This is a genomic window from Halomonas sp. BC1 (assembly GCF_002078135.1).
GTDB classification, from domain to species: domain Bacteria; phylum Pseudomonadota; class Gammaproteobacteria; order Pseudomonadales; family Halomonadaceae; genus Vreelandella; species Vreelandella stevensii.
The window spans coordinates 360,373-363,551 of sequence record NZ_LFGS01000004.1 but is presented as its reverse complement, the minus strand read 5'-3'; the positions used below and the strand labels follow the sequence as shown (position 1 = coordinate 363,551).

The 3,179-nt window shown below is 53.4% G+C and carries 4 protein-coding genes and 1 pseudogene; 4 read left to right on the top strand and 1 reads right to left on the bottom strand.

Annotated features, from left to right (window positions below; translation table 11 throughout):
- Window positions 1-257: 257 nt before the first annotated feature.
- Window positions 258-500: a hypothetical protein gene (locus tag B7L72_RS03250; protein ID WP_081192523.1), complete on the bottom strand. Its 243-nt coding sequence runs from the start codon at window positions 498-500 to the stop codon at window positions 258-260.
- Window positions 501-737: 237 nt separating this feature from the next.
- Here B7L72_RS03250 and B7L72_RS03245 point away from each other — a divergent pair, with 237 nt between their 5' ends.
- From B7L72_RS03245 to B7L72_RS18120, 4 genes and pseudogenes are all read left to right on the top strand, one after another.
- Window positions 738-995 (top strand): type II toxin-antitoxin system Phd/YefM family antitoxin, encoded by a 258-nt coding sequence (locus B7L72_RS03245; RefSeq protein WP_081192521.1) that lies wholly within the window; start codon window positions 738-740, stop codon window positions 993-995.
- Window positions 983-1,285 carry a type II toxin-antitoxin system RelE/ParE family toxin gene (locus B7L72_RS03240; protein ID WP_081192519.1) on the top strand — a complete coding sequence of 101 codons (303 nt, stop codon included), beginning with the start codon at window positions 983-985 and terminating at the stop codon, window positions 1,283-1,285. The genes B7L72_RS03245 and B7L72_RS03240 overlap by 13 nt, the downstream gene beginning before the upstream one ends.
- Window positions 1,286-1,620: 335 nt before the next feature.
- Complete coding sequence (locus tag B7L72_RS03230) at window positions 1,621-2,796, top strand: RNA-guided endonuclease InsQ/TnpB family protein (RefSeq protein WP_081192515.1); 1,176 nt, start codon at window positions 1,621-1,623, stop codon at window positions 2,794-2,796.
- A gap of 144 nt (window positions 2,797-2,940) precedes the next feature.
- Window positions 2,941-3,042, top strand: a pseudogene (locus B7L72_RS18120) (IS5/IS1182 family transposase); the annotation flags it as partial.
- Window positions 3,043-3,179: the final 137 nt, after the last annotated feature.

Below are 3,179 nucleotides of genomic sequence, written 5' to 3'. Positions count from 1 at the left end.
AGGCGTTTACGAGCCTGGCGCTTGACAGTTCATCAAATCAGGCTCAGAAAACTGAGGATATGTTATGAACGGCTATAATCATGTATGTGAAGACTGCGGTCACGAGTGGGAACAGGGCCATCCAAGCGATGCAGCGGCAGATGCCCAGAACTGCCCAAGATGTGGGAGTGAATCAACACAAGCATATCGGCAACGTTAAATAGGAGGGAGGCGGACAGTTTTGTCCGCCTCCTTTTGAGGATGAGCGCTAGAGTCCATTATGCTGGCTGAAAACCACCGAGATCATTCTGATCAATCAATTTTCTGGATTCGGACTTCGGTAAAGCTTTTTTGGTAAGTGCTTTGTTGGCTTTGAGAAGGCTGCGAACATCATTGGCGTTTATGTCAATGTTGTTGTCCTGGAAGACTCCTGCAATAGCATTTGCACCTACCCCAGCTTCATCCATTTCAATGATTCTGTTGAGGTTGCCGTGAAATTTCCACATCTGGCCTGGGTTCATAAGAAAAACTCCTGTGATTGCCGTTCTGCAAGCGGGATTGCAAGCAGTCTAATAGAGTGGGGGCGGAGTAGTTGATTTTCAAGTGTACGCATGGTAGTGCCTAACAAGGCCATTAAATTCGCTCCCTGCGGTCGCCGGACGCTCGTTCCTCGCGCCGTTTATGGCAGCGTTAGCTGTGATTGCCCTACCTGAAAAGTGATACTATAGTGTCACTATTAGTCGATTCGGGGTGAGCCCATGAAAGTTGAGCTTGTTACGAACCTCAAGCGCCAAGCCACAAAGATTTTGGCAGATCTGCACTTGTCTAAAGAGCCGGTACTGATCACGGAGCATGGTCAGCCATCCGCATACCTTGTTGATGTGCAGGATTACGAGTTCATGCAGCGCCGACTTGAGCTGCTTGAGGGACTCTCACGGGGAGAGCGTGCTGTACTTGAAGGAAGAACGTACAGCCAGGGTGAGGCCAGGGAGAAAATGAGTAAATGGCTGAAGTAATCTGGACCGAGCCGGCCCTTCAGGAATTAGAAGCCATCGCTGAGTACATTGCTCTGGATAATCCTGTTGCCGCAAGTCATCTGGTCCAGGAAGTTTTCGATAAGATCGAGCGTTTGGAAAATTTTCCCCAATCTGGGCGGGTTCCTCCAGAGCTCCCTGATTCGGTATACAGGGAGGTAGTGGTTCCACCGTGTCGCATTTTTTATCGTGAGGACGGGCAGCGGGTTTTCGTTCTCTATGTCATGCGAGAGGAGCGGCAGCTTCGTGCGTACATGCTTGGGAACAGCTAACCAGGCGCGTCACTCGGACGCCCTTGTCTCCGCTTCGCTGCGTCAAGGTCGCCGGTGCGCTCTGCGTTATGTTTTAGCAAAAAATCCGCGTAAACCTCCGCCCAATGCGGGCGGAGATACAAGCGGGAACGGCGCTAGCCGTTCTTCTTTTCCATGTATGCCTTTAGCACAGTCTCGACCAAGTTCGACAGGTTTCGATTCTGTCTTTCCGCCTCATCTTGCAAAGCTTTCTTTAACTCGCCGTCGATCTTCATGTGGAGGATGTCTTTCTTCATTGTGTTGCCGCCATGTTTTTGCTGGTATATATTGGCTACATTGTAGCAAGGAACACTGACATGCTGAAAGCCACCAAGGTACGCATCTATCCCACGTCCGAGCAGGCGGAGTTTCTGAACCGCCAGTTCGGCGCGGTGCGGTTTGCGTATAACACTGGCCTTCGGATCATGTCCCATCGCTACAAGCGTCACGGCCAGTCGTTGAGCGCCAAGCACGACATCAAGAAGCTGCTGCCGATTGCCAAGAGGTCTCGAAAGTATGGCTGGCTGAAAGAAGCTGATTCCGTTGCGCTAGCCCAGGCGTGTATCAACCTAGACAAAGCCTTCCAGCGATTCTTCGATCCCAAGCAGAAAGCCGGCTACCCGCGCTTCAAGAGCAAGCGTGGCAAGCAGTCGAGCTACCACTGCATGAGCGTCAAGGCCGGCGAGAACTGGATCAAGATTCCCAAGCTCGACCCCATCAAGGCCAAGGTTCACCGCCCGGTAGAAGGCAAGCTCAAGAGCATCACGCTGTCACGCACCGTCACCGGCAAGCACTACGCCTCGCTGCTGTATGAAACAGAGCAAGCGACCCTAGCGCCGCTGGTGAATGTGGACGCGGCCAATATCGTCGGCCTCGATATGGGGCTGTCGCATCTAGCGATTGATTCCACCGGGCGCAAGACCGCCAACCCGCGCTTTCTCAAGCAGGCGCAGAAGAACCTCAAGCGCAAACAACAGGCGTTGTCACGCAAGACGAAAGGCAGCGCCAATCGAGCCAAAGCACGCTTGCTCGTCGCTAAGGCTCACGAGCGGGTAGCCAATGCCCGCAACGACTTCCAGCACAAACTGTCCCGACAGATCGTTGACGACAACCAAGCGGTGATCGTCGAGACGCTGAAAGTCAAAAACATGATGAAGAATGCCAAGCTCGCCAAACACATCGGCGATGCGTCCTGGCATGCCTTGATCACCAAGCTGGAATACAAGGCCAAAGAGCAAGGCAAACATCTGGTCAAGATCGACCCGTGGTTTGCCAGCTCCAAGACGTGCCATGTCTGCCAGCACAGACTGGGTGGGATGACGCTGAGCGTCCGAGAGTGGACGTGTACCTCTTGCGGGTCTCACCACGATCGCGACATCAACGCGGCGCTGAACATCAAGCATCAAGGAATTTTGAAGTTGAAGGCGGAAGGGCTGTCCGTCTCTGCCCATCGAGGCTCGCGTAAATCCGGCATGTCGCCGGTTGCTGCCTGAGAAGTGGGAAGCTCCGTCCGATAGGGCGGAGAGCAGTCACGAGGCTTAGGGAAACGCTGCATAAATCCCGTCGGAGCTGCCTCATGGCCACCGACGAGGTAAAATCTGACCTGTCGTCCAACACCCGCTGACAGAGCCACTCCGATGAAACAGATCTCATTCGCCCAGGCTGAGCACCAGAACAAGAAGAAGGTCACCCGCCGCGAGCGGTTTCTTGCCAGGATGGAGAAGCTGGTGCCGTGGCAACCGCGGGCATTTGTGTGTTTCCATCATGAACGCCGTTTACCTGCTTAGCTCAAAAAGTTCTATAGTGAAGGGCGGTAAAGTCATATAAGGTATGAAAACCGGATACCCTTACTTGAGGAGCCACCATGTCACTACGT

Coding starts and splice junctions, on each gene's coding strand:
- B7L72_RS03250 (WP_081192523.1), bottom strand. CDS start 500: ATGAACCCAGGCCAGATGTGGAAATTTCACGGCAACCTCAACAGAATC.
- B7L72_RS03245 (WP_081192521.1), top strand. CDS start 738: ATGAAAGTTGAGCTTGTTACGAACCTCAAGCGCCAAGCCACAAAGATT.
- B7L72_RS03240 (WP_081192519.1), top strand. CDS start 983: ATGGCTGAAGTAATCTGGACCGAGCCGGCCCTTCAGGAATTAGAAGCC.
- B7L72_RS03230 (WP_081192515.1), top strand. CDS start 1,621: ATGCTGAAAGCCACCAAGGTACGCATCTATCCCACGTCCGAGCAGGCG.